This is a genomic window from Colwellia sp. 12G3, from assembly GCF_002836775.1.
Classification (GTDB): Bacteria; Pseudomonadota; Gammaproteobacteria; order Enterobacterales; family Alteromonadaceae; genus Colwellia.
Genome location: NZ_PJAQ01000017.1, coordinates 332,080 through 358,289, shown reverse-complemented (window position 1 = coordinate 358,289; position 26,210 = coordinate 332,080). Strand labels below are relative to the sequence as shown.

At 37.3% G+C, this 26,210-nt stretch carries 19 protein-coding genes and 1 pseudogene; 12 read left to right on the top strand and 8 right to left on the bottom strand.

The features are described 5' to 3' along the window. Positions 1 to 26: 26 nt before the first annotated feature. From CXF71_RS07060 to pabB, 3 genes are all read right to left on the bottom strand, one after another. Entirely contained in the window at positions 27 to 1,403 is a 1,377-nt protein-coding gene (locus CXF71_RS07060; protein WP_101232241.1) for an L-serine ammonia-lyase, read from the bottom strand. Positions 1,404 to 1,689: 286 nt separating this feature from the next. Further along, complete coding sequence (locus CXF71_RS07055) at positions 1,690 to 2,268, bottom strand: CoA pyrophosphatase (protein WP_101232240.1); 579 nt, start codon at positions 2,266 to 2,268, stop codon at positions 1,690 to 1,692. A gap of 99 nt (positions 2,269 to 2,367) precedes the next feature. Further along, positions 2,368 to 3,753: an aminodeoxychorismate synthase component I gene (pabB, locus tag CXF71_RS07050; RefSeq protein ID WP_442871923.1), complete on the bottom strand. Its 1,386-nt coding sequence runs from the start codon at positions 3,751 to 3,753 to the stop codon at positions 2,368 to 2,370. A gap of 297 nt (positions 3,754 to 4,050) precedes the next feature. Between pabB and CXF71_RS07045 the strand changes: the two genes are divergently transcribed. The 3 genes from CXF71_RS07045 (at position 4,051) to CXF71_RS07035 (ending at position 7,346) form a co-directional block, all read left to right on the top strand. Beyond that, complete coding sequence (locus CXF71_RS07045) at positions 4,051 to 5,574, top strand: fumarate hydratase (protein ID WP_101232239.1); 1,524 nt, start codon at positions 4,051 to 4,053, stop codon at positions 5,572 to 5,574. 259 nt (positions 5,575 to 5,833) lie between these two features. Beyond that, positions 5,834 to 6,388, top strand: coding sequence for a heme NO-binding domain-containing protein (locus tag CXF71_RS07040; protein WP_101232418.1), 555 nt, complete (start codon positions 5,834 to 5,836; stop codon positions 6,386 to 6,388). Further along, complete coding sequence (locus CXF71_RS07035; protein WP_101232238.1) at positions 6,381 to 7,346, top strand: sensor histidine kinase; 966 nt, start codon at positions 6,381 to 6,383, stop codon at positions 7,344 to 7,346. Before CXF71_RS07040 ends, CXF71_RS07035 begins: the two co-directional genes overlap by 8 nt. 3 nt (positions 7,347 to 7,349) lie before the next feature. On the opposite strand, the pseudogene CXF71_RS07030 reads toward CXF71_RS07035, so the two are convergent. Then, positions 7,350 to 7,523, bottom strand: a pseudogene (locus CXF71_RS07030) (hypothetical protein); the annotation flags it as partial. A gap of 355 nt (positions 7,524 to 7,878) precedes the next feature. Between CXF71_RS07030 and CXF71_RS07025 the strand changes: the two are divergent. After that, on the top strand, positions 7,879 to 10,656 hold the full coding sequence (locus CXF71_RS07025) for a methyl-accepting chemotaxis protein (RefSeq protein ID WP_101232236.1): 2,778 nt from the start codon (positions 7,879 to 7,881) through the stop codon (positions 10,654 to 10,656). A 300-nt stretch (positions 10,657 to 10,956) separates the two neighbouring features. On the opposite strand, the gene CXF71_RS07020 is transcribed toward CXF71_RS07025, so the two are convergent. Next, positions 10,957 to 11,943, bottom strand: coding sequence for a LysR family transcriptional regulator (locus CXF71_RS07020; protein WP_101232235.1), 987 nt, complete (start codon positions 11,941 to 11,943; stop codon positions 10,957 to 10,959). Between the two features lie 293 nt (positions 11,944 to 12,236). On the opposite strand from CXF71_RS07020, the gene CXF71_RS07015 reads away from it, so the two are divergent. From CXF71_RS07015 to CXF71_RS07005, 3 genes are all read left to right on the top strand, one after another. Beyond that, positions 12,237 to 13,910, top strand: a complete 1,674-nt coding sequence (locus CXF71_RS07015) for a hypothetical protein (protein WP_101232234.1) — start codon at positions 12,237 to 12,239, stop codon at positions 13,908 to 13,910. A 269-nt stretch (positions 13,911 to 14,179) separates the two neighbouring features. Beyond that, the gene (locus CXF71_RS07010) at positions 14,180 to 14,617 is read left to right on the top strand and encodes a nucleoside deaminase (protein WP_101232233.1); all 438 of its coding nucleotides are present in this window, start codon (positions 14,180 to 14,182) and stop codon (positions 14,615 to 14,617) included. Positions 14,618 to 14,661: 44 nt separating this feature from the next. Beyond that, positions 14,662 to 15,366 carry a substrate-binding periplasmic protein gene (locus CXF71_RS07005; protein WP_157826705.1) on the top strand — a complete coding sequence of 235 codons (705 nt, stop codon included), beginning with the start codon at positions 14,662 to 14,664 and terminating at the stop codon, positions 15,364 to 15,366. 113 nt (positions 15,367 to 15,479) lie between these two features. Here the strand turns inward: CXF71_RS07005 and CXF71_RS07000 are convergent, their stop codons facing one another. After that, the gene (locus CXF71_RS07000) at positions 15,480 to 16,286 is read right to left on the bottom strand and encodes an AraC family transcriptional regulator (RefSeq protein ID WP_101232231.1); all 807 of its coding nucleotides are present in this window, start codon (positions 16,284 to 16,286) and stop codon (positions 15,480 to 15,482) included. A gap of 198 nt (positions 16,287 to 16,484) precedes the next feature. Between CXF71_RS07000 and CXF71_RS06995 the strand changes: the two genes are divergently transcribed. Beyond that, entirely contained in the window at positions 16,485 to 17,696 is a 1,212-nt protein-coding gene (locus tag CXF71_RS06995) for an MFS transporter (RefSeq protein ID WP_101232230.1), read from the top strand. Between the two features lie 76 nt (positions 17,697 to 17,772). Here CXF71_RS06995 and CXF71_RS06990 read toward each other — a convergent pair whose 3' ends face one another. Beyond that, a complete protein-coding gene (locus CXF71_RS06990; RefSeq protein WP_101232229.1) occupies positions 17,773 to 19,887 on the bottom strand; it encodes a sensor histidine kinase in 2,115 nt (704 codons plus the stop codon). Positions 19,888 to 20,176: 289 nt separating this feature from the next. Next, positions 20,177 to 21,061 (bottom strand): LysR family transcriptional regulator, encoded by an 885-nt coding sequence (locus CXF71_RS06985; RefSeq protein ID WP_101232417.1) that lies wholly within the window; start codon positions 21,059 to 21,061, stop codon positions 20,177 to 20,179. Between the two features lie 177 nt (positions 21,062 to 21,238). Here CXF71_RS06985 and CXF71_RS06980 point away from each other — a divergent pair, with 177 nt between their 5' ends. The 4 genes from CXF71_RS06980 (at position 21,239) to CXF71_RS06965 (ending at position 26,205) form a co-directional block, all read left to right on the top strand. Further along, complete coding sequence (locus tag CXF71_RS06980; protein WP_101232228.1) at positions 21,239 to 21,817, top strand: cytochrome b; 579 nt, start codon at positions 21,239 to 21,241, stop codon at positions 21,815 to 21,817. A 104-nt stretch (positions 21,818 to 21,921) separates the two neighbouring features. Next, complete coding sequence (locus CXF71_RS06975; RefSeq protein ID WP_101232227.1) at positions 21,922 to 22,521, top strand: YceI family protein; 600 nt, start codon at positions 21,922 to 21,924, stop codon at positions 22,519 to 22,521. A 380-nt stretch (positions 22,522 to 22,901) separates the two neighbouring features. After that, entirely contained in the window at positions 22,902 to 23,756 is an 855-nt protein-coding gene (locus CXF71_RS06970; RefSeq protein ID WP_101232226.1) for a response regulator, read from the top strand. A 481-nt stretch (positions 23,757 to 24,237) separates the two neighbouring features. Then, the gene (locus CXF71_RS06965; protein WP_101232225.1) at positions 24,238 to 26,205 is read left to right on the top strand and encodes a sensor histidine kinase; all 1,968 of its coding nucleotides are present in this window, start codon (positions 24,238 to 24,240) and stop codon (positions 26,203 to 26,205) included. The last annotated feature ends 5 nt before the right edge of the window (positions 26,206 to 26,210 follow it).

The following is a 26,210-nucleotide window of genomic DNA, read 5'->3' as shown; positions in this document are numbered from 1 at the left end:
TTTAAATTATTGTTTTAATAAACGCTTTAACACTCGATAATATTTACGGCTAAGCCGCCACGTGACGTTTCTTTATATTTAGTTTTCATATCATTACCGGTTTCCCACATGGTTTTGATTACTTTATCTAAAGAAACTTTTTGTGTACCAGTACCGCGTAAGGCAAGACGTGAAGCGTTAATTGCTTTGACTGAGCCCATAGCATTACGTTCAATACAAGGTACTTGCACTAAGCCGCCAACAGGGTCGCAAGTTAAACCTAGGTTATGTTCCATACCTATTTCAGCGGCATTTTCTACTTGCGGTGGTGTACCACCCATAATTTCAGTTAATGCGCCGGCGGCCATTGAACAAGCAACACCGACTTCACCTTGACAACCCACTTCAGCGCCAGAAATAGAGGCATTGGTTTTGTATAAAATACCAATGGCTGCAGCGGTAAGTAAATAACGAATACAATCATCATCACTCACCGGCTTAACGAATTTATCGTAGTAACAAAGTACGGCTGGAATAATACCGGCAGCGCCGTTTGTTGGTGCGGTAACTACGCGACTACCTGCAGCATTTTCTTCATTAACCGCCATCGCAAATAAATTTACCCAGTCCATTGCGGTCAAAGGATCGGTAGATTTTTCTACCAACAAAGAGCGATAGAGCGCAGGGGCGCGGCGAGCTAATTTTAAACCGCCCGGTAAGATACCTTCGGTTGACATTCCGCGCTCAACACTGTCTTTCATTGCTTGCCAAATAGTAAGCAGTTTAGTGCGAATTTCCGTTTCACTGTTTAAGCACTTTTCGTTATCCATCATGAGAGTACTAAAACTTAAACCTTTAGTTCTCGCCAAAGCTAATAATTCATCACCTGAGCTGAAAACATGTGGTCGTTTAATATTGGTGTGCAAAGACAGTGCTTTATCTTTTTCTTGGGCAAAGTCACAGTCTTCAACGATAAAACCACCACCAATTGAGTAGTAAGTTTTCTCTAATAATAAGGTGTTATTTTGATAAGCATATAAAGTCATCGCATTTGCATGAGCAGGTGATGTTTTCTTACGATGATAAATAATAGCGTCATCTTTAGGGAAGCTCACTTCATGCGTACCATTAAGAGATATTTTTTGACTTGCGACAACTTCGGCTAAGGTTGATTCTATTGATTCAACAGGAATTCCTTCAGGAGTTTGTCCAGTAAAGCCTAAAATAACCGCTTTACCCGTACCATGACCAATGCCTGTTTGGCCTAACGAGCCAAACAGTTCACACTTAACGCGGTCGACATTGGTTAATACATCTTGGTTAACTAACTCATCAACGAAAAGTTTCGCCGCTTTCATTGGGCCCACTGTATGTGAGCTTGATGGACCTATGCCAATAGAAAACATATCAAATACACTGATCATACTTTTTTACCTTTGCTCTGCTGATGTAATTCACACTATTCTTTAATTATAGACCTAATGATTTTTAAGCGAAAGCTCGAGTGAAATGAGCTATAGCAATATCAAATATGGTCGATACCGCTGCTTTCCGAATAATAGTTGGTTTTTACTGGAATAATGAAATTATCGTCGGTTGGTTTTTGTTGTTGGTAATTTTAGCTGAAAGTTATCAGATAAAGAAACAAAATTTTGAACTAAGAGAAAACTAAATGCACTAGTAGATATTTTTTATTGGGAAAACACACTATTACTCACTTATGTGAGCGACTAAATCTTTGAGCATTACCGCGGTAGCACCCCAGATATTGTAGTGTTTATAAGGTAAAAAATGCACGTTGTGTGGCTTGCCACCTTTATGAGCAACAAAAACATGGTGGTCATTCGTGGTTAAAAAATACTGTAATGGCACTTGAAATATTTCAGCTACTTCATTTTTATCCATCTGGTAAAGCTGTGAACTGGTGACAGTAGCAATAATAGGGGTAACTTGAAAACCACTAATCGTTTGATAAGGCGGTAATTGCCCTACCACGGTTATTGCATCACGAGACAAGCCTATTTCTTCATAAGCTTCTCGCAGCGCAGTATCTATTAGCGATGTATCTTCTTTTTCAACTTTACCGCCGGGGAAACTCACTTGTGATGGGTGATGTCTTAAGTGACTGGCACGTTTGGTTAATAATACTTGTAAGCCGCCACCCTTTTCGGACTCAACTAACGCGATCAGTACAGCAGCAGATCTTAATGGTGAAGGATGTTGATAGTTATGCTCAGACTCAGCCAATTGTAATAAATTAAAGCGTAATAAAAATTCATCTTTTGTCATTGGCGTACTCTTTAATAGAAAAATTGAATAGTAATAATTACAGCTACATTAGTTAGAGAGGTTTAACTTAAGGAATTAACTCAAGGAATTAACTAAAGCCTACACCTGATTGAGCTTTGATAATACAGGTAAAATGCAATTAACTTTATCAAAGGTTTCTTGGTATTCGCTTTGTGCAGTTGAATCAGCGACTAGCCCACCACCCGCCCAGCAATGAATAGTTTTCTCGTTATTAATAGAGCGGCTTACAGTACCCTTATTGGGCTGACAAATTAGGGTTCGAATCGTTATGCTGGTATCCATATTGCCACAGTTGGAAAGATAACCAATTGAACCACAGTAAACACTACGACGATGTGGCTCTAACTCTTCGATGATTTCCATGGCGCGTATTTTAGGCGCGCCAGTAATAGAACCACCAGGAAAAGCACCACGAAGTAAATCTGTAGCATGTTTATCGCTAGAGAGAGTACCTTCAACAGTGCTGACTAAGTGGTGAACTGCAGGAAAGCTTTCAATATCAAAAAGCTTAGGAACCTTGACCGTTCCAGCCAGACAACTTCTACTGATGTCATTACGCAAGAGGTCAACAATCATTAAATTTTCAGCATTATCTTTACTCGAATGCCTTAATATTTCGGCATTCTTGGCATCTTGTCTTTTATTGTCACTGCGTGGCATTGTGCCTTTAATGGGCTTACTTTGTACTTTACCTTGGGATAGCTGTAAAAATCGTTCAGGTGAGACACTTAAAATGGCCGCATTATCTAAGCGGATAAAAGCAGAAAAAGGGGCTTTATTAGCCTCTTTTAGTGCTAAGTAAGCTTCAAACTCATCACCTTGGTATTGTGCACTAAAGCGCTGAGCCAAATTAATTTGATAACAATCACCGCTCAATAAGTAATTTTGGACTTTATTAAATTTTTCAATGTAACTGCCTTTATCCATATTGGCTTGCCAGCTACTCGTTAAACGAAAATTATCAGTAGTCGCTCCGGCTTTTTCGTTGGTAGGTGTTACATTTGAGCTATATATTGAATTAATAAGTGATGTCTCAAGTTCACTTCGCTCGGACTCGGAGCAGATTAAGTAAAAACCCCCTGAGTTTTTATCGAAAATAACAGCTCGGTCATATAGGCCAACGGCCATGTCAGGTATATCTATATCTTGTTTAGCTAAACTAGGCAATTGCTCAAATCGACGACCCAAATCATAGGCGAAATAACCTAATGCACCACCGATAAAAGGTAAAAATTCATGGGTAGTTGTTGGGGTTGTAAATAATTGTGCTTGCAGTTGCTTAAGCAGTAAGAGTGGATCATCGCTGCTATTTTCACTAATACTCTTATCAGGAAAACAGATCTCGGTACTAACCCCCTGTGTCGTCAGGGTTGCAATGGGTTGCCATACTAATATATCAAAGCGACTATCAACATGGTCACTATTACCTGAGTCGAGCCACATTGCCCAAGGTGTATGAGACATTGGGCTGAATATATGTTCGGGTAAAGTACCCTTTTTCACTGGCAGTATTTTCGCTGAAAGTGTTAAGGCATTTTTAATGGTATTAATTTCGGCGTTAAGTGCCGCAGTTAATGCCGTATTAGTGATGTTGAACAAGGATTTTTTCACTTAAGTATTCGCTAGTTAAATAGTTATTATCAGCCATTTGCTCTGGCAGCACTTTCAATAGCAGGTTAATATATAGGATAGAGTTATTATAACTTTCAACCACCCAGTATTAAAGGGTATTAAAGAATATTAAAGCTAATAGAGAGCACTATGGCCATCATTAAACAACAAGACTTAATCGATAGTATTGAAGATGCACTGCAATATATTTCTTATTATCATCCGATTGATTTTATTCAAGCACTAGAAAAAGCTTATAACAAAGAAGAATCAACGGCGGCGAAAGACGCAATAGCACAAATTTTAATTAACTCACGTATGTCAGCGCAAGGTAAACGTCCAATTTGCCAAGACACCGGCATTGTTACCTGTTTTGTTAAAGTGGGTATGGCAGTTCAGTGGGATAAAACTGACATGACCGTACAACAAATGGTTGATGAAGGTACACGTCGTGCATATTTAAATCCAGATAACCCATTACGTGCCTCAATAGTTAAAGACCCTGCAGGAAAGCGTATAAATACTAAAGATAATACGCCAGCGGTTGTTCATATCGATATGGTTCCAGGAGCTGGTCTTGAAATCATGATTGCTGCTAAAGGCGGCGGCAGTGAAAACAAAACTAAAATGGCGATGTTAAACCCATCTGACTCAATTGCTGATTGGGTTGTTAAAACATTGCCAACAATGGGCGCGGGTTGGTGTCCACCAGGTATGTTAGGTATAGGCATTGGTGGTACGGCTGAAAAAGCGGGCGTACTTGCGAAAGAAAGCTTAATGGACCCAGTAAATATTCAAGATTTAATTGAACGTGGTCCACAAAATGCTGAGGAAGAGTTACGTCTCGAGATTTTTGATCGCGTAAATAAATTAGGCATTGGCGCGCAAGGTTTAGGTGGTTTAACTACGGTAGTTGATGTGAAAATAAACTCAGTACCAACGCATGCTGCGTCTAAACCTGTGGTCATGATCCCAAATTGTGCGGCAACGCGCCATATTCACTTTCATCTTGATGGCTCAGGACCAGCGAATTTAACGCCGCCTAAGCTTGAAGAGTGGCCAGAAATCACCTGGGAAGTAGGTGAAAATGTTCGTCGAGTTAATGTCGATGGTTTAACGAAAGCCGACATTAGTGAATGGAAAACAGGTGAGACTGTATTACTTAGTGGTACTATTTTAACTGGTCGTGATGCTGCCCATAAGCGTATTCAAGACATGCTAGCTAAAGGTGAGAAATTACCGGTAGATTTTACTAACAAGTTTATATACTACGTTGGCCCAGTTGATGCTATTGGTGATGAAGCGGTAGGTCCTGCGGGTCCTACTACGGCAACACGTATGGATAAATTTACTGAAATGATGTTAGCTGATACAGGACTTTTAGGCTCTATCGGTAAAGCTGAGCGTGGTGCAGAGACGGTTCAGAGCATTAAAAATCATAAATCTGTGTATTTAATGGCGGTTGGTGGTGCGGCTTATCTAGTGTCAAAAGCAATCAAAAAAGCGAAAGTGGTTGCCTTTGAAGACATGGGTATGGAAGCTATCTACGAATTTGAAGTAGAAGATATGCCAGTAACGGTTGCGGTTGATAGTACCGGTGAATCAGTTCATGTCACCGGCCCTGAAATTTGGAAAGTAAAAATCCAAGAAGCTGAAAGTAAAGCAAAGTCTTAATTGACTCTTTATTAAAATAGCTTAGTTGAGTAAGTTGAGTAAGTTGAAGGGCGCCTTAGGCGCTCTTTTTTATGCCTGTAAATTTATTTTTTTGTTCCTCTTTTTTACGCTGCGAATACTTTAATAAGTACATACCCACTTAAGTAAACCATTTTTTATATTGATTTTTAGATCAACTATGAGTTTAATTATTTACGTACTAAACTCTATTAAAATGATTAACACTCTTAACCCTATTAATAAAAATAATGGAGAGACTATGCAAGGCTCTATATACACTGCATTTTCAGATATGATTGTTGAACAAATGGGTATGGAACAGTGGAATGAACTAATTGAACAAACTGATCCGCCATCGCAAGGAATATATACCAGCGGTGAGCAATACCTAGATAGTGAACTGATAAATATGGTGCAGGCGCTTTCAATTAAAACGGGTATAGATGTTGAACCATTAATTGAAAAGTTTGGTCGATATTTATTCAAAAAATTATACGACACTAGCCCAGTAGATATTTCTAACTTAAACAACTTAAAAAGCTTTCTACTTGTTATAGATAACCTTATTCATGTTGAGGTAAAACGCTTACACCCTGAAGCTTATTTACCCACCTTTGAATACGAAACCATAGATGATAATACCCTTATTATGTATTACAGCTCTAAACGTAAATTATGTCATGTGAGTATCGGCTTAATTTTTGGTGCCGCTGATCAATTCAATGAAACAGTATTAATTGAACACCCTGAATGTATGCATCATGGCGCTTCGCGTTGTAAATTAGTGATAAATTTTAAAGGTCATAATGAATAAGCCCGATCCTTATAAAGTTGCCTATGAGCGAGAGCGAAAAGCGAGATTACTTGCGGAACGCTTATTAAATGAAAAGACACGTAGTCTTTATGACAATTATATTAAGCTTGAATTAACGGTAAAAGAGTTAAAATCAACGCAACAACAACTCATACAATCTGAAAAAATGGCCTCTATAGGTCAGCTTGCTGCGGGCGTCGCTCATGAAATAAATAATCCAATCGGTTATTCAATTAGTAATCTAGCTATGCTGTCTGAGTATGTCGATTCATTATTAAGGTTAGATGATTTTATCATCACTAATATGGCTTCACTCCCTTCAAATGATATTGCAAAAGCATATCAGCAGTTGAGGCAAGAAGAGGACATTGATTATATCAATGGCGATATAAAACCTATGCTGGCTGAAACTGACAAGGGGTTAAATAGAGTTAAAGAAATAGTGAGTAATTTGAATAAAGTAAGTCACTCTGGCAGTTTTGAAAAAGAGCTTTGTGATATTAATGAACTCATTGAACAGTCTCTTAAGGTGGCATGGAATGAGCTGAAATATTGCTTAACGGTAAATAAAAACTTAACGCAATTACCTAAAGTTTATTGCCATCCAGGTGAAATGAACCAAGTGTTTCTGAATATGTTTATAAACGCCGCTCATGCCACAAAAGATATAGGTGTTTTAGATATAACTACAGGTATTAAACAAGAAGAAGGTAAGCAGTACCTGACTATTGAAATAAGCGATGATGGTGACGGAATACCCGTGAACATAATTAATAAAATTTTCGACCCTTTTTTTACTACTAAGCCTGTAGGTATTGGCACTGGGTTAGGGTTATCAATATCTTTTGGCATTATTAAAAAGCACGAGGGTAAAATAAAGGTCACTAGTGATGAAAATCAAGGTACAACTTTTACTATTTATCTACCTTGTAATGTGGCTTTTAATGAACCTTGTTAGGCCTTAATGCAGCAGTTGTTGAGAATAACCTATGGCAATCGTTGTTACCGCTAAAATATCAATACACTCTTTTGCACCTAGGCCAACATTTTCCGCTGAGCCAATGTGATAAAGCATAATGCGATATTTATCGTTAGAATGTATTCGCTTAATCTCCATTTTACATTGACTTTCCCACGCTTTATTATGCCCCCTGAATGTGCACTACACCACGCACTTACAATGACACCTTCATATACTATTTATCCTTCCATATTTTAAAGTAGCAACTTGTAAGTAAAGAATAAACATAAATAAAATTGCACTCTGAGAAATATGTCTTATATTTTAAAAGGTAAATATAAACGCTTTCAAAAAAGCCTGAGAATAGCTAGCTACATGTTGTAGAAAGTCATTATATTTCCTGTTTAAACATATTTTAATAGTCTTGGCCTTGTGATTACATTTTACGTCTACGTTTTATAAAAATAATGGATTATAAATATCACCAAGGAATACGAGGACGTTAACTCAAATAACAATAGGTTGGTCCATGAACATTGCAAAAAATCCAGTACAAAAGGAAAACTCAGAACTTTTAGAGTTAACGGCAAAATTCGAAGCGATAAGTAAGGTTCAAGCGGTTATCGAGTTTAATATGGACGGCACCATTATTACCGCGAACGACAATTTCTTAATAACGCTCGGTTATAGTCTCGATGAAATCCAAGGAAAACATCACAGCCTTTTTGTTGAACCAAATTATAAAAAAAGTGATGAATACAAAGAATTCTGGGCAAAACTTAATCGCGGTGAATTTGAAAGCCAAGAATATAAACGCCTAGGTAAAGGCGGTAAAGAAGTCTGGATACAAGCCTCTTACAATCCTATTTTTGACTTAAACGGTAAGCCCTTTAAAGTAGTGAAATTCGCGACCGATGTCACTGAACAAAAATTAAAAAACGCTGACTCAAATGGTCAAATTGAGGCGATAAGTAAAGCCCAAGCGGTTATTGAATTTAATATGGATGGTACCATTATTACCGCGAACGACAATTTCTTAATAACGCTCGGTTATAGTCTCGACGAAATTCAAGGTAAACATCACAGCCTCTTTGTTGAACCAAATTATAAAAATAGTGATGAATACAAAGCCTTTTGGGAAAAACTTAATCGCGGTGAATTTGAAAGCGCAGAATATAAACGCCTAGGTAAAGGCGGCAAAGAAGTATGGATACAAGCTTCTTACAACCCTATTTTAGACTTAAACGGTAAGCCCTTTAAAGTAGTGAAATTCGCGACCGATGTCACTGAACAAAAATTAAAAAACGCTGACTCAAATGGTCAAATTGAGGCGATAAGTAAAGCCCAAGCGGTCATCGAGTTTAATATGGATGGTACCATTATTACCGCGAACGACAATTTCTTAATAACGCTCGGTTATAGTCTCGACGAAATTCAAGGTAAACATCACAGCCTCTTTGTTGAACCAAATTATAAAAATAGTTATGAATACAAAGCCTTTTGGGAAAAACTTAATCGCGGTGAATTTGAAAGCGCAGAATATAAACGCCTAGGTAAAGGCGGCAAAGAAGTATGGATACAAGCTTCTTACAACCCTATTTTAGACTTAAACGGCACCCCCTTTAAAGTCGTTAAATTTGCTAGCGATGTCACTGAACAAAAATTAATGAACGCTGATGCAAGAGGTCAAATTGAAGCGATAAGTAAAGCCCAAGCTGTCATTGAGTTTAATATGGATGGTACCATTATTACCGCTAACGACAATTTCTTAATAACGCTAGGTTATAGTCTCGACGAAATCCAAGGAAAACATCACAGCCTTTTTGTTGAACCAGATTATAAAAATAGTCATGAATACAAAGCCTTTTGGGACAAACTCAATCGCGGTGAATTTGAGAGTGCAGAATATAAACGCCTAGGTAAAGGCGGCAAAGAAGTTTGGATACAAGCCTCTTACAACCCTATTTTAGACTTAAACGGTAAGCCCTTTAAAGTAGTGAAATTCGCGACCGATGTCACTGAACAAAAATTAATGAACGCTGATGCAAGTGGTCAAATTGAAGCGATAAGTAAAGCCCAAGCGGTCATCGAGTTTAATATGGATGGTACCATTATTACCGCTAACGACAATTTCTTAGGCGCTCTGGGGTATCGATTAGATGAAGTAAAAGGTCAGCATCACAGCTTATTTATCAGTGCAGCTGACAAAGTAAGTACTGAATACCAACAATTTTGGGAAAAACTGAATCGTGGTGAATACGACGTCAATGAATATTTACGCCTTGGTAAAGGCGGTAAAGAGGTTTGGATACAAGCGTCATATAATCCTATTTTAGACTTAAACGGCAAGCCCTTTAAGGTTGTTAAATACGCTACCGATATTACCGCACGAAAAAGAGCCATCGCGGAAATAAAAAGTGTTTTATTAGCCATGTCTGAAGGCGATTTAACAAAAGGTATTGATAATGAATTAGTGGGAGAATTTCAAATTATTGGTAATTCAATGAATGAATTTATTGATATTTTAAGAAACTTGGTTACTGATATTCGCGCTGCTTCAAATAATGTTTTTGATTCTTCAAAAGAGATTGCCGAAGGGAATAATGAACTCAGTCACCGCACTGAATCACAAGCATCCAGTCTTGAAGAAACAGCCTCTGCCATGGAAGAGTTGAGTTCCACTGTTCAACAAAATGCTGAAAACACTACCAGTGCCAGTAAGTTATCTTCCTCTGTTATGGAAAAAGCGAGTGCTGGTGGTGGGGTGGTCGATAACGCTATTGTTGCGATGGCTGATATTAATAAATCGAGTAAAAAAATTGCTGATATTATTAGTGTCATTGACGAAATAGCTTTCCAAACAAATTTATTAGCGCTTAATGCCGCGGTAGAGGCAGCCAGAGCTGGCGAACAGGGTAGAGGTTTTGCTGTTGTCGCTGCAGAGGTACGTAACTTAGCTCAACGTTCTGCGGGAGCAGCGAAAGAAATAAAAGGACTTATAAACGACAGTGTTGAAGCGGTAGGCCAAGGTATCAAGTTAGTCGATGAAACCAAAACAACCTTCAATGAATTATTCACAGCTATTGAAGATGTGAGCAGAATGATTGCCGATATAGATAGCGCAGGTAAAGAGCAATCGGCAGGTATTCGTGAAGTGAGTTCAGCGGTTTCTCAAATGGATGAAATGACCCAACAAAATGCTGCTTTAGTAGAAGAAGCTTCAGCATCAAGTAAATCTATGGAAGAGGAAGCGCAGAACTTATTAGAACAAATTTCCTTTTTCAATGATGGCGAGGCTCATCGTTAGACCCGTTATACACTTGTCTCTTAAGTAAAATATTTCTTGATCAGCACAGCATAGGAATATATTTAATCTGAAGGCTGAAAGAGCGGGATTTTACTTTAGAGACAGGAGTTTTTTGAATAGAGCTTTAATAAACGTAATTCTGGATAAATTTAAAACGGGCTTTACCGCCTCTTTTTATACTACCTCTTTTTATTTCAATAAGGGGTTACCAGTGAGGCATTATCGTTAAATTATTAGGTTAGATTATATTTTTTATTCATATAAACACCTATGCGATTAAAGCTAATTTACACCAATACATCATTGATATACATGGCTATTTAATTTGTTTAAAACCGAGGTGTTCTCACTCACGAGTATTTGGGTTAACCAATGGGTAAAAGCTAATACGGGAGGGTAGTTAAGTTTGTCGTTGGGAGTGACTAAGTAATAGCCATTATCAGTACGTTGGGGCTGGTCACAAATTACCTGTAATTCACCTCGTCTTAATTCATTTTCAATCAAAAATCTCGGTAATAATGCGACACCTAGCCCCGCAACAGCGGCGTTGGTTGCAATAGAAAATTGTTCAAAATGCATGCCTTGTTTTGCTTTTGATTCTGACAGTGTTTTTGATATAACTTTATGTTCATTAAACCATTGCTGCCAAGCCTCAGGTCTGGTGGATATATGTAATAACGGTAAATCGATTAAATTAGCACATACGTTATCAGCTTGTGCTAATTCTGCTTTTTGGAATAGTCTTGGTGAGCATACCGGAACACTCTCTTCTGCCATTAAAAAAGTACAGTTGGCTTGTAACCAATCAGCTTTGCCAAAATGAATAGCACAATGAACATCCTCCTGTGAAAAATCAAATTGTGAAAGCTTACTTACCGTATTAATAGTTATTTGTGGGTGTTTTGCTAAAAAGTCAGCCAGCCTAGGCATTAACCAACGAGAGCCAAACATAGGTAATACAGCAATATTAAGTATGCCCCCATCGGGGTTTGTCATGAGGTTTAATGTGGCAGAACGAATATGGCTTAAAGCCGAGTTAACTTCTTTAGCGTAGTTTTTTCCTACTTCAGTCAGCGTTATATTTTGTTTATTACGGTGAAATAAACACACACTTAGTTGCAACTCTAGCGCATTAACTTGTCGGCTAATGGCCCCTTGAGTTAACGCCAGCTCTTTTGCTGCGGCAGTAAAACTCCCTGTTCTTGCTGCGGCATCAAAAGCCGCCAACATGCTGGTACTAGGCAATAACCTTTTTGATTTCGGGGTTTCTTTAGATAGATAGTTCATTATTCTTTAGCTCATTGTCTCTATGATTCATGCTTTTCTAATAACTACCAACACTTCAATAGCTCGCTTAGTGAATGATGAATATCGTTGAGTCATTTAGTTACATGCTTGCCAGTATAATCAAAGGGACAGTTTTTTTATTACTTAGGATCAAACAAGGCTAAAAAGAGGCATTATTTCTCGAGTTCATTACCAAAGCTCATGACTTGATGATTTTTACTCGTTTGATTCGCGTAGCGCTTTCTTTGAAAATCACCTCATAAACATTTGAGTTTGCCACAGAGAGCCTTGTTATGACCCCTACACCTTCTAAAGCTTCACCAACTAAAATGCAGCATATTGATGTAGCTACACTTGATTCAAACGCTTGTCAGCCTGATGAACATGGAGTCGATGGTAATGTCCATGTAAGAAAAAGCGGTATCAGTGATGTTAGTGAAGCTGATATAGACGACATGATGAATGTATATCACTACAATGATGATATTCGCCAAACCATTAAAGATGAGAAACTACTCTCAGCAGGTTTGCTCAGTCGTTTACATGCATCTTACCCTCAACATTCGGGCTTACTAGATAAAGAAGCACATATGTTTGATGAGAAAGATCAATACACGGGGCTGTCAGGATTTCGCCGTGTGGTTGAAATTTTAGCAACCAATAATATTGATATCGGTGATATTGAAGAGCGAGAACTTTTTATTGAGGTTTACCGTTTTTTAGCGACTAAGCACAGTTTAAATAGCATTGACTGGAATAACTTTTATGAAGATTCAGTCTTTCAGTTGGTGATGCCACAACCTAATATGATTAACAAAGTTACCGTGGCTGAATACCTCGTTGCTAGCGTTGCAGAGAGAAAAGTTATTGTGGCTGACTACCAAGAAAAAACCAGTCCGCACGATGGTAATCAACAACTTAACAAACCTTGGTTTGAAAATGAGCAGGGTGAAATAGAATTTCTTGATGGTAGCCAACATAAGTATCCTCAGTGTCAGTTAATTTTTGATAAAACCACGCAAAACTGTTTTTCATTTTGTACTTATTGTTTTCGTCATGCACAAGTTCGCGGTGATGAAGATATGTTTATCCAAAAAGAAATAGACCAAATTCATCGTTACTTAAAAGTGCATAAAGAAGTCACGGATATGCTAATTACGGGGGGGGACGGTGGTTACATGCCTGCCAGCCGATTTGAGCAATATGTTACGCCATTAATGGAAGATAGAGAGTTATTACATATTAAAACGGTGAGGCTTGCGACACGTGCGTTAACTTTCCAACCAGAAATGATTTTAAGCAGTAAATACGACAAGATGTTAGCGGTATTTGATAAGATGCATGAAAATGGCATTCAACTCGCTTGGATGGCACATTTTTCTACGCCGCGTGAATTATTAAACCCAACAACCATTGCCGCTATTCGTCGCTTACAACGCCATGGTGTGGTTATTCGCAGTCAAAGCCCGATGATGAATCACATCAGTTTATTTGAGCATAAAGACGGCTCAATCGACATAGACCGCAGCGCGCAGAACTGGATAGATTTATCTAATATCCTAGGCACTATGTTAATAAGTTTTCATTCTATGTATTGCGCTAGGCCCACAGGTGAACATCATTACTTTACCGCACCGCTTAGCGCGGTAAGTCAAATATTTGATAAGATTTACCGTGAATTACCGTCAATAAATCGCCCATCACGCCATCTTTCAATGACGACCTCAGCGGGTAAAATCTCGATTATGGGAGAATGTGAGGTTGGCGGAGAAAGAGCTTTTGCCTTAATGTTCACTGAAGGGCGCAACATGAAGTGGATGGATAAAGTCTTTTTAGCGAAATATGATGAAACCACTAACGATGTGAAATTGCTGAAACCGTTTGATACCGACAAGTTTTTCTTTGAAGATGAGCTGGCCAGTATTGAACATGATTTAGCGGCAGCATTAACCACTAGACTAAAGTAGTCGTGCTAGCGATAACTTAATGGTTATCGTTGAATGCTAACGGGGATATATTTCAGCACAAAACTGAGTATACCCCCAGTTAGATATTGTCTAATTATTGGGGGGATTTCGAACGAAGAGACCACTATGTTAAGGGGGGAAGTTCACTCGTTTGAATAACGCTAACATAACAAATAAAAACCTCTCTATATTAGCCCCATTTCGACATGAGAAATCACTTTTATAAGCTATACTGTTGTACTAACTTAAGCATTATTAAGGTTTTACTGATGGATGAGTTTATGCAAGCAGCGATTGACGAAGCCAAAGCGGGATTAGCTCAAGGTGGTATACCTATCGGCTCGGTGTTAGTTCATGATGGAAAAATAATTGGTAGGGGTCACAATCGAAGGGTCCAAACGGGAAGCCCCACTTTGCATGGTGAAATGGATGCATTGGAAAATGCGGGTCGTCAACCTGCAAGTGTGTATAAAAAAAGTGTTATTTATACCACGCTTTCACCTTGCTCTATGTGTACTGGCGCTATTTTACTCTATGGTATTCCTAAGGTGGTGATTGGCGAAAACCACAGTTTTATGGGGGAAGAAGCTTTACTTAAGTCCAAAGGCGTTGAGATCCAAATGGTCGATTCTGATGAATGTAAACAGATGATGAGCGACTTTATGGCGGAAAAACCTGAGTTGTGGAATGAGGATATAGGGGAATGAGGTGGTGCGTCTTGTTTCTTAGTTGTTTGTTTTCTACCAGTGTCTTGGCTGTTGAAGTTGTCAAAGTTGGTGTATATGATTTTCCTCCATATGCTTTCATCTCGAATAAAACGACTGGCATTACAGTGCAAATGATAGCTGTAATGAATAAATTTCAGCAAAAATATGAATTTGTAGCTGTCCCTACAACGGCTAGACGTCGTTATAGTGATTTTGAAAAAGACAAGTTCGATATGATGATTTTTGAAAGCAAAAACTGGGGTTGGGAAAAGTATCCAGTGGCTGTCTCTAATACTTTTGTTACGGGTGCTGAGGTTTATGTAACCCAAAAAAAACCAGGTAGAGGTCAGGATTTTTTCTCTGATTTTAAAAATAAAGCCATGGTTGGGGTTTTAGGTTATCACTATCAGTTCGCAGGTTTTAATGCGGAACAGGAATATCTGGAAAAGAACTTTAACCTTCTACAAACTAGTAGCCAAAAAAAGAGTCTGGAGTTGATTCTTAATGACCGTGGCGAGATTGCCGTTTTGTCAAAAGAGTACTTGAAATATCACTTCGCCCACTCACCTGAAGATAAAAGTAAATTGTTGATCTCCAACAAGTTCGATCAAATCTACCAACATACTATTTTAGTCCGGATCAATAGTGCCGTCTCGCCCAGCTATATCAACAAACTGCTTGGTGAGATGGAGCAGAAAGGCATTTTAAAACCGTTGTGGGAGAAATATGGTCTTGAGGTCAATAATTAACTACCGATAACTAAAGTTTTATCTTTTCCAAGCATGGTTAAAAAGTCAAAAAATCACGTTAATTATACCCTCAACGTTTATCCTATTATTTTGCTTCAAAACAAGATGCAGTGTTATTTAACAAGGTATTTTTTAGGCGAGCAACCTAAGTGCTTTTTAAAGGCGGTGATAAACGCAGACGTTGATTCATAACCTAATTCAAAGGCAATATCTGCCAATTGTGAATTGCTATTAAGTAATTCTAACGACTTTAATATTCTCAGTTTTTGTTTCCATCGACTAAAGCCCATGCCGTAATTTTGATTAAATAATCGATTTAGGGTACGACTTGATGCGCCGACTTTCAGTGCCCATTGCTCTACAGTGAATTTATTGCTTGGCTCTTGGTTTAGGGTTTCAATGATCGGTAATAGTCTTTTATCTTGAATAGTAGGCATAAAAAGCTCGTTGCTTTTTGCCATTGCTAAGCGGTCTAATAATACCAGAATAAAACGTTGTTTTTCCTCTGTTTCGACGTAATCTTCTGGCCAATTTGATATCTCTAATATCAATGATTTTAATAAAGGGTCAACCGTGAGTGGTCGTACTTGGTTACCTAATATTTCACTTAATTCAGGGGCGATATATAAGCTGCGATAGCTGACTTTATTTTTACAAAAATGTTGATGCGCCATACCAGGAGGTAGCCAAAGTGCTTGCTCAGGTGGAATAACAAAAATACCGGTATCGGTTTCAATATGCATAACGCCAACACAAGAATAAGAAAGCTGTGACCATGGATGAGAATGGCTAATAATCTGAGTCATGGGTTTAAATTCTGCTGACAAAGGTAATACCGACCGAGGTAGTTTTGAGTACAGCCGACTAGGACTTTGTTGATGCCACACTGATTTTGTCTGATTTGATAAACTATCTGTCATAATTGTCGCTATGGGTCATGTTGAAATCATCATATAATGGCTACTTTAGCGACACAAGCTGATCTTCATAAGAGTGCTTGCAGAGCTATCATTTATTTGGCACTTAGTAACTCAACTCAATTATCTAGAATGAATTGTCTAGTGTAAATTACCAAGTGTTAGTAACTTAGTGTTAGTTATTTAAGGCAATAGATCAGTATGGACAATGCAACGACACCACAAGCAAGCACAAAAAATGCGACGTCACTTATAGTGGCACAAGGTAATAAATGGCATACACCTTTTGTTTTCCTAGCAGTTGCCAGTATTATCATGTCCGTTACTTTTGCCGGATGGATGGCTATGCTCAATAATTTTGTTATTGAGCAAGCGGCTTTTACCGGTGCTGAAATAGGCATGTTGCAGTCTTTAAGAGAAATCCCCGGTTTCTTAGCGTTTACGGCGATTTTTGTGTTATTGGTGTTTACCGAGCAAGTATTTGCGTTGATTTCTTTGTGTCTATTATCCATTGGCGTTGCTATTACAGGGCTATTCCCCAGTATTTACGGGCTTTATGCGACAACTGTTTTAATGTCTATAGGCTTTCATTATTACGAAACCTTAAATACCTCATTAAGCTTACAATGGTTCAAAAAAGATGAAGCAGCTGCAAAGCTTGGTCAGTTAATGTCAATTAAGTCAGCGGCATCACTGCTATGTTATGGTTTAATTTGGTTAGGATTTAGTGTTTTTTCAGCTAACTATCAAGTGATGTATTTATTTTTTGGTTTAAGTGGTTTACTACTAACGCTATGGCTGGCGTTTGCTATGCCTAAGTTCCCTATGGAACACGCACAACACAAAAAAATCATATTAAGAAAACGGTATAGTTTGTATTACTTGCTGACCTTTTTAGCGGGGGCGCGTCGACAAATATTTGTTGTTTTTGCTGGTTTTTTGATGGTTGAAAAATTTGGCTACAGTGTTCAGCAAATCACAGTGTTGTATATGATTAATCATGTTATTAACTTCTTTTTAGCGCCTAAGATTGGTGTTTGGATTGCCAAAGTAGGGGAGCGTAAAGCGTTAACTTTAGAGTATTTAGGTTTAATTACTGTCTTTGTCGGTTATGCACTGGTTGAATCTGCGAATGTAGCTGCGGTGCTTTATGTGATTGACCATTTGTTTTTTGCTATGGCTATTGCGTTGAAAACCTATTTTCAAAAAATAGCGGATCCAAAAGATATTGCTTCAAGTGCCGGGGTAAGCTTTAGTATTAATCACATTGCCGCGGTTGTTATTCCTGCGACCTTTGGTTTAATTTGGTTATATGATCATTCGTTAGTTTTTTATGCCGGCGCAGTATTTGCCGTCTTGTCTTTAACGGCAAGTCAGTTTGTTAATACTAGTAAAAAAATGGCAGCGCTTTAAAAATAAAAGCCATACTCTATTTGGCTAATAATTGAAGAGAGGCCAGTGGCTTTAGGGATAAAATAAACCATACACTTTAATTGTTTTGTCTAGGCAAGGTAATTGTGATTATTGTTCCTTCGCCTAAGCAGCTTTTACAACTTACTACCCCACGCAGTTGCTGCGTGATCAGGTTATAGACAATATGCATACCTAATCCTATCGCCCCAGTACGTCTTGATGTAGTGAAGAAGGGGTCAAACATAGAGTCAACTACCTTAGGAGGCATACCAATGCCATTATCCGAGATAATTAGCGCTATATTTTGTTCATGTTTTAACAATTCAATGGTGATTAAACCCGACTCAGCATCAGAAAATGCATGAATAAGTGAGTTTTCAACTAAATTGGTGATCACTTGGATAATAACACCTGGAATTGAATAAATATCAATATCAGTGTCAGGGCAATTTATCACGAGTTTATGCTTTGCTTGCTCGACCCTTGGCTGTAATGACCGAGAAACTTTGGTGATATAGTCAAATAAATTAAACTGTTTAAATTCTTCTGATGATTGATCAACGGCAACTTGTTTAAAACTGGTCACCAAGTCAGAGGTTCGTTTAAGACTTCTTTCTAATAGGTCTGCGCTTTCTACAATCTTTAGATGTTGTTTAGTTAATTCAGATTTTTTTAGTAAGCCATTTTCAATTTGTTGAAAAATTTCTTCGTTTATATCTCTCATATAAGATGCCGCTGTAATGCTAATACCCAATGGCGTATTTATTTCATGGGCAACGCCAGCGACTAAACGTCCTAATGACGCATGTTTTTCTTGTTCAATAAGTTGCTGTTGGGTACTTTTTAATTGGGTCAAAGAGTCTAGCGCTTGTTGTGTTTTTGCTTCTAACTGCTCTGTTCTTAACAACACTTTTTCTTCCAGCTCGTTATTTAAGGTATCAATTTCTGATTTTGATTGAACAAGTTGAGCATTGTTTACTGTTATTTGCTCAATATAACTCCGTACTTGTTCATAGACCTCATCAAGAGCATGCACTATAGGGGTAAACTCATTATCTTCTAAATAAGATATATGCTGAATTTCAACCGTTTTTTCGTTGTCAGATCTGTAAGTAATTGAGTTTTTAATTAAGGAGAGTACCTTATCAAAAGGAGAAAATAGTACATGCATAAAAATAATCAGTAGCATAATAAAAAATAGGCAGATGCTTGTCCCTACAAGTAGGGTAATGTTAGCAACACTGTCGATGTGTTTCTCTAAATCAGTAACAGGGCTTAAAGAACCAAAAATAAAACCACCATCGGTACCATGAAAATAGATATTGTAGTTAATCCCCTCAATGGATATGTTATTTAGGGTCGTTAGTTTATTTATTTTGTTGTTACTGAGTACTTGCTTGCCCCAACCAAACTGATCGGCTTGTTGCATCACTAATGTAGGGGCTTTGGGGTAACTAAGGAATTGTTTTGATGCTTTGTGAATGAAAAAAGGATAAGAGTTTTCAGATATTTTTACTTTAGATAATAAGGTGGTTAGCTCAGTTAAAGACCAGTCTACGGTTGTCATGCCGATCATTTCTTTTTGTTCATCATACATCACAGCATCAACTGTCATCATTAATGAATGGGTACCTGCATCATCAATATAGGGCGGTGTCCACAATAGCTCTCTAGCGCTTGACTTTTCTTGGTGAAAAGTTTTTTCCGAGGCCATAATATACCAATCTTGGTTGTGATAATTATATTTCTCAGTATTTAACTGCCAAGTAAACTCAACCTCTTTTTTTCCTTGAAATGCATAAGGGCCAAAATATTTTATCGATGGGTCAATAAGATAAGGTTCAAACCATATACCACCGCCAATGGCCTCAGGGATAGACGTGAAGTTTTTGATCAGTATTTGCTTAGCTGCAACGGTTAACTGTTCAACCGAGAGCTGTTTTTCTTGCCTTAGGGCGTATAGGTGTTCTGCAGTGATGGCTAAATTAGTGGCGTTTCTTTCGAGTAATAGGGTTACATTATTTATTTTGTCAATGGTAGCAATAAATGTTTGCTGAATTTCATTGTTTTTTAATCGAGTTAACTCGTTTTTGTAATTGAGGTTATTAAATAATTGGATAGTACCGTAGGCAATAATCTGAAAAAGTACTACAAACGTGAGAATGCGCGTTTTTATATTGAGTTTAAGCATAAAAACGCACCATTAATCCTTAGTATATAGCAACGAAAAGGTAAACACAGACATATATATATCATGTGATTTAGACATGAAATTCTAATAGATTTTATTTTTAAATGCTTGTTATAGATTAACTTTAACATCAAAAAATATAAATGGTAACATTTTTGCAACTTTTTGTTAGTGTAATAATGATGAGTGAAAAATCTACTTTGTAGAAATGCTTGTTATCCATCATGCTAGTCTACTTAAAAGCGATTACCTAATTACCGACGAGCCTAATGCCGAACGGTTCAATAAATTAGTCCGATTGGTATAACAGTGCCTCTTTTAAAAATTGATAAAAACACTGAATACGAGCGCTGTGTTTTAGATCTTTATGATAAACAAACCAGATTGACTCATTCTTTTTTGGGATGTCTAAGTCGATTTTAACCATTGATGGGTTTAAATCTGCTTGGTACTCACCCAAAGGGCCAATTCCCATGCCGGCAAGAACCGCTTCAGTAATATCAGGGAAGTGATTACTTTGAAAAACTATTCTATTTTTATCAATTTTATCAACAATGTAATTAACAAAGGGAATACGGTATTTCTCAGGTGTTGGTAATACCCATTGATGATCATTAAATTCACTGATGTTTTTTGGCTGACCAAATTCATCAATATAACCTTGCGTAGCATAATAAGCGGTTGTTAATCGTGTTAAATTTTTAACGACCAGATCAACACCAACAGGGCTGGGACCCGCTCGTAATGATACGTGGGCAGCACCTGAGTCGAGCGGTATAATGTCATCAGTAGAAATAAGTTTAAGGCGAATTTTGGGGTATTTAGCTCTAAAGTCTTTTAATGTTGGTGTTATTGCAGGTGAGAACGAACTCACTGTGGTGATCCTAAATTCACCGCTAATATCACCTTCAACATTTTGAAGTTTATTTTCTAAGCTAGAAAACTTTGCCAGCATTTCAGGCATTTCATCCATTAACACACAGCCTGCATCGGTAAGCTTATAGCCTCGCTGGTGACGAATAAATAACTTTACTTCAAGCGCTTGCTCCAATTGGTTTATGCGTCTTAATACGGTGGCATGGTTTATTTGAAGAGATATACCTGCTTGGCTTAAACTGCCATCAATAGCCACTTGATACGCTATTTTATAATCATCCCAAGAAGTATATTTCATCATTTACTCTACTATTTTTGTTACATTAATCGTAATGAGTTGTGCATATATGCACAACAGTTTCGCATTTATTACTATATTTTAATAGGTGTTCTTTCGCTATAGTCGTTTCAATAATTTGATAAGCAATTTTGTTGTTACACAAATAGCTAACATGGCAAGACGAGGGAAATAAAAATGTTAAAGAATACTGAAGATAGTTATGGCCTTGTTGCCATAGCACTTCATTGGCTTATGGCGATAAGTATATTTTCTTTATTTGGCTTAGGACTATATATGGTTGAGCTAACTTATTATGATGCTTGGTATAAAGGCTCGTTAGATTTACATAAAAATATTGGTATGACGCTATTCGTTGTGTTGATGTTAAGAATTGTCTGGCGTGTAATCAATATCACGCCAAAAATTTCGGATGAGTCGGCAAGTAAAGTTGAGATTAAAGCTGCGCACTATGCCCACCTTGCATTGTATGTCTTGATGACAATTTTAATGCTAAGTGGCTACTTAATCTCTACTGCAGATGGCAGAGCGATTGATGTGTTCGGCTTAATATCGATACCTGCATTGCCAATAAGTTTTGCTAACCAAGAAGATATTACCGGTAATATTCATGAAATTTTAGCATGGACGTTAATTTTACTCAGTTCTGGTCATGCAATGGCTGCACTTAAACATCACTTTATTAATAAAAATAATACTTTAGTAAGAATGCTCAACGTATTAGCGACAAAGTCATTAAGTATTAATACTAAATAGAATAAAATAAAATAAAATAAAATAAATCAATAATTTGCCTATTACATTCACAACTAACCTAACTCTTAATTCCTCTTCATTAGAGAATAAACAAGGAACATCACATGAAAAAAACATTAATTACCACTGCTCTAGCAACCAGTTTATTAGCCAGTTCAGTATTGGCCACTTTATCAATTAGCACGGCACAGGCCGCTGATTACAAAGTAGATGTGAAGGGGGCACATGCCTTTGTTCAATTTAAAATTAAACATCTAGGTTATAGCTGGTTATTAGGGCGTTTTAATACTTTTGATGGTAATTTTTCTTATGATGATAAGTCACCAAACAGTGCGAAAATTAGTATTGAAATAGAGACTAAAAGTATTGATTCTAACCATGCAGAACGTGATAAGCATCTTAAAAGTAAAGATTTTTTAAATGTGAGTAGTTTTCCCAAGGCTACTTTCACTAGCAATAGTATTAAATTCAGTGATGATGAAAACGCTGTTGTTACCGGGGAATTCACTTTAAAAGGTGTCACTCAAACCATTTCGTTCCCGGTAGTCAAAATTGGTGAAGGACAGGATCCTTGGGGGGGGCATCGTGCCGGCTTCTCAGGAACCACCAGCTTAAAATTAGCCGATTACGGTATTACTTATAACTTAGGTCCAGCGTCAACACATGTTGAAATGGCTTTACATATTGAAGGCGTAAGGATTTAGCGCTTACTCCTTTTATCAACTCCCTTGAAGCCAGCTTAATGCTGGCTTTTTTATGCATACTATTCCTTAACTAGTTTCACTTTAAATCATAAAGTCTACTGATTGTCATTTTAGTATTACTTTGCATCGCACTTTGCAAAATAGTATCAAGTTCAAAATATGCTAGCTCCCGCCGAATTTACTTATTTTAATAAAACCAAGGTAGCTAATGTACTTACTAAGTAAGTATCTAAGGAAGTTTAAATAAAGTAAGTTAGAAATTTTATGTCTTGGTATATCAATTGCTACTAAACTATTACTCAGCGTTTATTCTATTTTAATTTATAGGCCAAAACCTATTGGTATTTTTTAAAATTATGCTGAGTTAGTAAGGAGATCATATGTTGAGAGAAAAAAATATCCTCATAGTTGATGATGAAGAAGGTGTTAGACAAACGTTGAAAAGAGGTATTCACCGTCAATTTAATAGAGAGGAAAAGCGTGTATCCATTAGTGAAGCATCCAACGGTAAAGAAGCCATTGAGCTAGCGAATAAATTCCCACCTGATTTGATTCTTATGGATATTCGCATGCCGATAATGGACGGATTAAAAGCATGCCGTATTCTAAGGAGCGATAGTCGGTTTTCCTCGACCATGATCATTATGCTGACGTGTGAAGTCGCCGAGGAAAGTGAGGGGTTACTTTCCGGTGCGGATGATTACATTACCAAACCTTTTAATATAAAAACCTTACTTATACGTATAGACAAAGGTTTATTTAAACAAGGAGGAATGAGGCCTGCAGCTTACGCTGAAAGTGATGGTATTTTAACTAAAAGCTATTTTGTCGACTCTTGGCTACATTATGAAGTTGCACGAGCAAAGCGCTATCAGCATCCACTAAGCTTACTTTTAATAAAACTAGAAAGAACTGACACCAAACAATTATCTGAAAGTAAAGATGTAGAAGTACTAAAACTGTTAAAACGTCGCGATTCAGATCCATTGATCAAATGGAGTGACGATACTTTTGCTCTTTTGCTTATGGAAACGTGTGCTGATGACGCCATTGTACTTGCCAAGCGTATTAGGTGGTTAGCCATGGAAAACCCTAAGTTTTCTCATCCTAGTATAGGCATTGCCAATTTGGAGGATAACCTGAGTAATGATTTGATATTTAATGCAGAGAGTTCATTAGCAGCATCAATATCTACAGGGAAGATTGTACTAAATATAATATCCGTCGTTTCCTAAGCCGTTATGTATCAGGCTTATTTTAAAGGTAATGAATGCATAACATGTTGTTTTTAATATTTATGTACCTTTGTTAGTACTATTTATTGCCTTATATTCAGCAATTTTGCTATACCTTGATATACCTACTTCGCTCAGAACTTCAGGTGGTGTTTAGATGGCAATGCTCGTTTAAATCAAAATGAAGCATTAGCTAATACTAGGCGTATTTATTCCTTAGGTTTAGCCCCCGTTTTTTACGTGTAGGGCAGGGATATTGGCTCTTATGTTGTTAGCGACTGAGTAGGCTCACTAAGTGATGATGTGTTACTGCAAAGAAATACTTATTGGAGAAAGTGCAAAAGGCTCTTTAGTTAGCTAATGTAATTTAAGATATGCACTGAAAACTCTACTACTAACCGATATCTTATAGGGAAGCGAGTTGGAAAGCTTTGTTTAGGATAAAAACTATTTATTACAATAATTTAATAATGACTAATTAATGATGAAAATTTCTAATTATAATCAGCTATTAGCAATAACCACACTACTGTCTGGCGTGATTATCTTTGCAAGCCTTTGGCACCAGTATCAAAAAGTTGAGAAAATCTCACGTGCTCATTATGAGTCAAGTTTATTAGTTCAAACGATTAACCATACCTTCACTATGTCGAGACTTTGGCTAACTACGCAAGACTTTCTATTTACTGATCGACAAGCCTATTTAGCAAAAGCTATCAAAGGCCAATCGGAACAACTTAAAAAAATCCTGCTATTAGTTAAGATGCAAACCGCTAAAATGGATGGTCAACATCTAGGTCAGCGATTGATAGCAGGTATTGAATCAAACGATGAGATTGTCAATACCTTGTCGCATATTTCAATGCAAGAAACCAAGCGCTGGCAAACGAAGGTTGTTGAATCTGACCAGATAACTACGCAATATATTAGTGATTTAGAGCAATTATCTGAACGAGTGCGGCGTGAGAATAACGCATTGAGTAAGCAGGCTGAAATAGCGACAGGCAACTTTACTATCTTGTCAATTATGGTGTTTTCCTTGTATTTATTTTTTATCTTATTCATCGTTATTTTTTTTAGTAAATACATAGTCAAACCGATCGAAAATATTACCGCTTTAGCTGTGGGACGCATAGATGAAGAAGCGATGGTTGAGTTTAAACAACGTAGGGTTCCCACTGAGCTCAAAGAATTATCAGAAGCTATTCAGCAGTTTACTCAGCACATTACCATTGAACGCAATAAAGCTGAACAAGAGCGACGTAATGTTATTAGATCAAATGACAAAGTAAATATCATTATGGATACTATCCCTTGCGCAATAGTGCTTGTTAGTGAGCAAGGGCTTATTAAAGAATGCAATATAGAAACAGAAAAATTATTACTCAGTGATAAAGTAGACATCATTGATAAGCCGATATCTAGTTTTGTACCCGCATTCGCAACCTTAGAGGGCCAGTTTGATAGTGAAATGGTGATAAAAACCATGGAAGAATCGTTACTTGCACCAAGGTTTGTACAGCCCTATATTGAGTTTTCAGGTAGGGAAATAATTATCAAGGGAGCGGTTCATTATTTAATTACCTTGATTGATATTAATGAAAGGAAAAATAGCCAAAAAGCATTGTCTTCATTAAGTGAGCAGTTAATAAATGCAGAAAAGCTTGCCTCTATTGGTCAACTATCAGCAGGCATTGCTCATGAAATCAATAATCCTGTAGGTTATATTAGCAGTAACTTAGATGTACTTCGTGACTATTTTACCCCACTGATGTCTTATATAAAGTTAACGAAAAATTCTGATGAAAATAGTGCTGCACAAGCACTGTATCAACAAGAAGATTTAGGTTTTATATTGGATGACATTGAACCCTTAATTACATCAACGTTGGAGGGAGCGGCAAGGGTGAGTAAAATTATCAAGGATCTAGGTAATTATGCGCATGTTGATGATAACGTTACTGAAACGATATCTATCGATGAGTTAATTGAAAAAAGCCTTACTCTCGTGGCTAATGAACTTAAATACAAAGTCGAGATAACGAAAGACTTAGACGCAAATGTTGATGTAGAGTGTTTTCCACAAAAATTATTACAAGTATTTATTAATATGCTAGTCAATGCTTCTCATGCTATTGAAAAGAAGGGTAATATTTATATATCGTCACGTATTGAACAACAAGAAGTTAATATACGCTTTGAAGATGATGGTGCTGGTATTAGCCAAGATCACTTGAAAAGTATTTTTGATCCCTTTTTCACTACTAAGCCGGTTGGCAAAGGGACCGGCTTAGGGCTACATATTGTCAGGTCTATTATTGAAGAACACCATGGCCGTATTGATGTCGGTTCGAAGATTGGTCAAGGCAGTCAGTTTGATATTTATTTGCCCATTCATCATGTCGAATTAGTTGAAAGTGAATTTAGCATTAATGAAATAAATAGTTAAGTCAT